The following is a 3,659-nucleotide window of genomic DNA, read 5'->3' as shown; positions in this document are numbered from 1 at the left end:
TCCAGCACAGTGAAGCCCATGCCGATGAAGATCTCCTTGATCTCGTCCAGGGCGATATACATGGGGTGGCGGTGGCCGGTCTTGACGGCCTTGCCGGGGACAGTGATGTCCAGGGCCTCAGCCTTCAGCCGGTCCTCCAGGGCCTTGGCTTCCAGCTCCTTGCCCTTGGCCTCCAGGGCGGCCTCCAGGGCGGCGCGGACCTCGTTGGCCAGCTGGCCCATAGCCGGACGTTCCTCGGCGGAGAGCTTGCCCATCATTTTGAGTACCGCGGTCAGCTCGCCTTTCTTGCCCAGGTATTTGACCCGCAGCTCGTCCAACTCCTGGGTGGTGGCGGCGGATTCAAACGCGGCCAGCGCCTCCCGGCGAATGGTTTCCAATGTTTCCTTCATATTCGTAGCTCCTTTTGCAGTAATAACAAATGAAAAAGCCTTCCATCCCAATCCATTGGGACGAAAGGCAAACCTTCCGCGGTACCACCCGCAATTCCCGCACGCAGCGGGCACTTTGGCCCCGATAACGTGGGGCAAATCCGTCCCTGTCTCCAGGGCCGCTCCAGGACGAACCGAACGGGCCAACCCCACATCCGCTTTCAGCCGGTGACGGACGCTCTCTGCTGGGCGGGGAACCGATCTTTTTCCCTTCTTCGCAAGTAAGATTATTTATAGCACAGTTTGATGGAAAGTGCAAGATTAAAATTGACGAGGCGGGATGGACAGCATATAATGGGGCTGACTGAACGAAAGAACCAAGGAACAGGAGTGTGTGTGAATATGTGGATCGCCACAGCACAGCAGATGCGGGAAACCGACCGGATCGCCATCCAAGAGCGGGGAATTCCCTCCACCGACCTGATGGAGCGGGCGGCAGCGGCCCTGGCCGAGGAGGTCATGAACCTAACGGGGGACTGCGTTGGACGGGTAGTGTGCTTTTGCGGGCCGGGCAACAACGGCGGCGACGGCGTGGCCTGCGCCCGACAGCTGCTGGAGGCGGGATTTGAAGTGCGATGTGTCCTGGTGGGCAGCCATGAGAAGATGACCCAGGATACCCGAGCCATGGAGGCGAAACTGGCGGCGGCAGGAGGAAAACTGGAACCCTTCCAGCCCGATGATGCTGAGTTTGCCGCCTGGTGCCTGGAGGCCAATGTGATGGTGGACGCCCTCTTCGGCATCGGGCTGAACAGCGATGTGCGGGGGGATGCCCTTACTGCCGTCCATATGATGAACACCTGCGACATCCCTGTGGTGTCCGCCGATATCCCCAGCGGAGTAGAGACCGACACCGGCCGGGTGCTGGGGGAGGCGGTACACGCCGCCCGTACTGTTACCTTCACCCTGCCCAAAGCGGGCCACTATGTAGGGAAAGGCGGACTGTGTACCGGCAAGCTGACGGTAGCCGATATTGGAATTCCCAAAGATTTGGTGGATGCGCTGGACTGTCCGGTGAGTACCGTGGAGGCCGCCGATGTACGCTTGCCCCGCCGCCCCTTGGACGCCCACAAGGGCGATTTCGGCCGGTGCGCCATTCTGGGAGGCTGTGTGGGCTATACCGGCGCTCCGGTGCTGGCGGCCCAGGCGGCGGTGCGTTCCGGCGCCGGGCTGGTGTCTGTGGGGGTGCCCACCCCCATCTGGGCGGTGGCTGCGGCTAAGCTGGATGAGGCCATGCCCTACCCCCTGCCGGCGGGGAAGGAGGGACAGCTGTCTCTGGAGGCCGGAGAGGTTGTCCATCATAAATTGACCGGATGCGGTGTGTGCCTGATTGGCCCGGGTCTGGGCCGCGGTAACGGTGTGGCTGCTGTGGTACGCCACCTGCTGGGTGAGATCCATATCCCTGTGGTGCTGGATGCCGACGGCATAAATGCCCTGGAAGGACATATAGATGTGTTGGACGCACGGCAGGGCCTGCATACCATACTCACGCCCCACGACGGGGAATTTGCGCGGTTGGGCGGCGATTTGTCCGACGGAGACCGGCTGGGCGCCGCCCGACGCTTCGCCATGGAACACAGCTGCTGTCTGGTGCTGAAGGGACACCGTACCATAACAGCCTTCCCCGACGGCACCGCCTATATCAATACCAGCGGCAATCCGGGTATGGCCAAGGGTGGCAGCGGCGATGTGCTGGCCGGTGTGATCCTTGCCCTGCTGGGGCAGGGCCTGACCGCCCGGCAGGCGGTGCCCATGGCCGTATGGATTCACGGCGCTGCCGGTGACCTGTGCGCCAGGGAGATCGGGGAGTACGGTATGACTCCAACCGACATGGTGGCGGCTCTGCCCCGGGTGTTCAAGCAATATATGGAGTAAATAAAAGGGGGAACTATGGTGCGCCGCGGGACTGGCCTGTGCGTACTGATGATGACACTTTGGCTGTCCCTGGCCGCCTGCGGCGGCGGGGCCACCGGAGCAGAGCAGATGGCCCTGGATATTCGGGGGGAATACCTGGCCATGGAGGGATGCAGTGCGGAATTGGCCGTCACTGCGGATTATGGGCAGCGGGTATACGAGTATGGCCTTGCCCTGGAGTATCATCGTGAAGGAGAATGCGTGCTTACCGTGATCAGCCCGGAGGCGGTGGCGGGCGTGACCGCCCGGCTGAAGGATGGCAGCGGGAGCCTGGAGTACGACGGGGTTTGGGTGGAGACTGGCCCTCTTGATGAAAGCGGCATGAGTCCGATGGACGCCGTGCCGGTCTTGCTGGAGTATGCAACGGAAGGTTTCATTGCCGAGTGTGCCATGGAGGACTGGGATCAGGGCCAGGTACTGCGGGTGATCTGCCGGGACCCGGAGGCCCAGGCGGGAACCGGACGGGAATGCTCCCTCTGGTTTGACCCGGACAGCCATGCTTTGCTGCGGGGGGAGCTGTCCCAGGACGGATATACTGTGATCCAGTGCGTCTTTGCCGACTTCCAGATGACGGCGGGAGAGACTGAGGAATAGACGGACAGAGGCGCTGCGGTTTTCGCAGCGCCTCTGTCCATTCATGACAAAGTGTCGGTATCGTCGGTATCTTCTTCCGCTTGGGCCGCTTCCTGCTCCAGGTCGTCCAGCTCTGACAGACGGCGGCGCAGTTCTTCCCGCTGCTGGGCGCTCATTTGGCTGACATGCCGGTCAAATTGCTCCTCCCGACGGCGCTGGGCCTCCTCCTGGCACTTGCGCTGGATCTGGGCGCCGTGCTTTCTGCCCTCCTCCAGGGCTACCGCGCCCTTGTCGATCAGAAACTTTCCGGCCTTACCCGCCTGCTCGGCGGCCAGAGCGGCCAGACCTACGCTGGCCAGACCTACGTCGGCCAATATTTTGCCAATATCATGCATCATGGAAGTATCCTCCTTTTATTCCGCTGAAGTTCTACAGAAAGCCGGGCGGAAACCACCCGCTGTACTGCGTTTGTGCCTATAGTATATCCGAAAGCAGTGGAAATGTCTTGAGAATTCTATGAACATTACATGAAAAAATGGAAAGCCAGCTGCGGCAGGTTTGGGGTTGTGACCGGCGGAGCGACGTAGTATAATAAACAGGACTGCTGTACCTGCCGTCGGCGGCAGGGGGCGGTGTATCTCAAGGGTGAAGAGGAAAACGGATGAAACAGACGCAGACAAGAACATGGACGGAGATCGATCTGTCCAATTTGGAACATAATTATCGGGCGCTGCGGGCTATGCTGCC

At 61.1% G+C, this 3,659-nt stretch carries 3 protein-coding genes and 1 pseudogene; 2 read left to right on the top strand and 2 right to left on the bottom strand.

Going from position 1 to position 3,659, the window contains the following annotated elements:
* Positions 1-389, bottom strand: a pseudogene (gene pheS / locus Q0K43_RS10695) (phenylalanine--tRNA ligase subunit alpha); the annotation flags it as partial.
* A 381-nt stretch (positions 390-770) separates the two neighbouring features.
* On the opposite strand from pheS, the gene Q0K43_RS10690 reads away from it, so the two are divergent.
* Together Q0K43_RS10690 and Q0K43_RS10685 are read left to right on the top strand one after the other, a co-directional pair.
* The gene (locus Q0K43_RS10690) at positions 771-2,300 is read left to right on the top strand and encodes an NAD(P)H-hydrate dehydratase (protein ID WP_297290514.1); all 1,530 of its coding nucleotides are present in this window, start codon (positions 771-773) and stop codon (positions 2,298-2,300) included.
* Between the two features lie 15 nt (positions 2,301-2,315).
* The gene (locus tag Q0K43_RS10685) at positions 2,316-2,933 is read left to right on the top strand and encodes a hypothetical protein (protein ID WP_297290513.1); all 618 of its coding nucleotides are present in this window, start codon (positions 2,316-2,318) and stop codon (positions 2,931-2,933) included.
* A 41-nt stretch (positions 2,934-2,974) separates the two neighbouring features.
* On the opposite strand, the gene Q0K43_RS10680 is transcribed toward Q0K43_RS10685, so the two are convergent.
* On the bottom strand, positions 2,975-3,310 hold the full coding sequence (locus Q0K43_RS10680; RefSeq protein ID WP_297290512.1) for a hypothetical protein: 336 nt from the start codon (positions 3,308-3,310) through the stop codon (positions 2,975-2,977).
* Positions 3,311-3,659 lie beyond the last annotated feature (349 nt).

Source organism: uncultured Flavonifractor sp. (genome assembly GCF_944383115.1).
Lineage (GTDB): Bacteria > Bacillota > Clostridia > Oscillospirales > Oscillospiraceae > Flavonifractor.
This window is presented reverse-complemented; position numbering and strand designations above follow the sequence as displayed.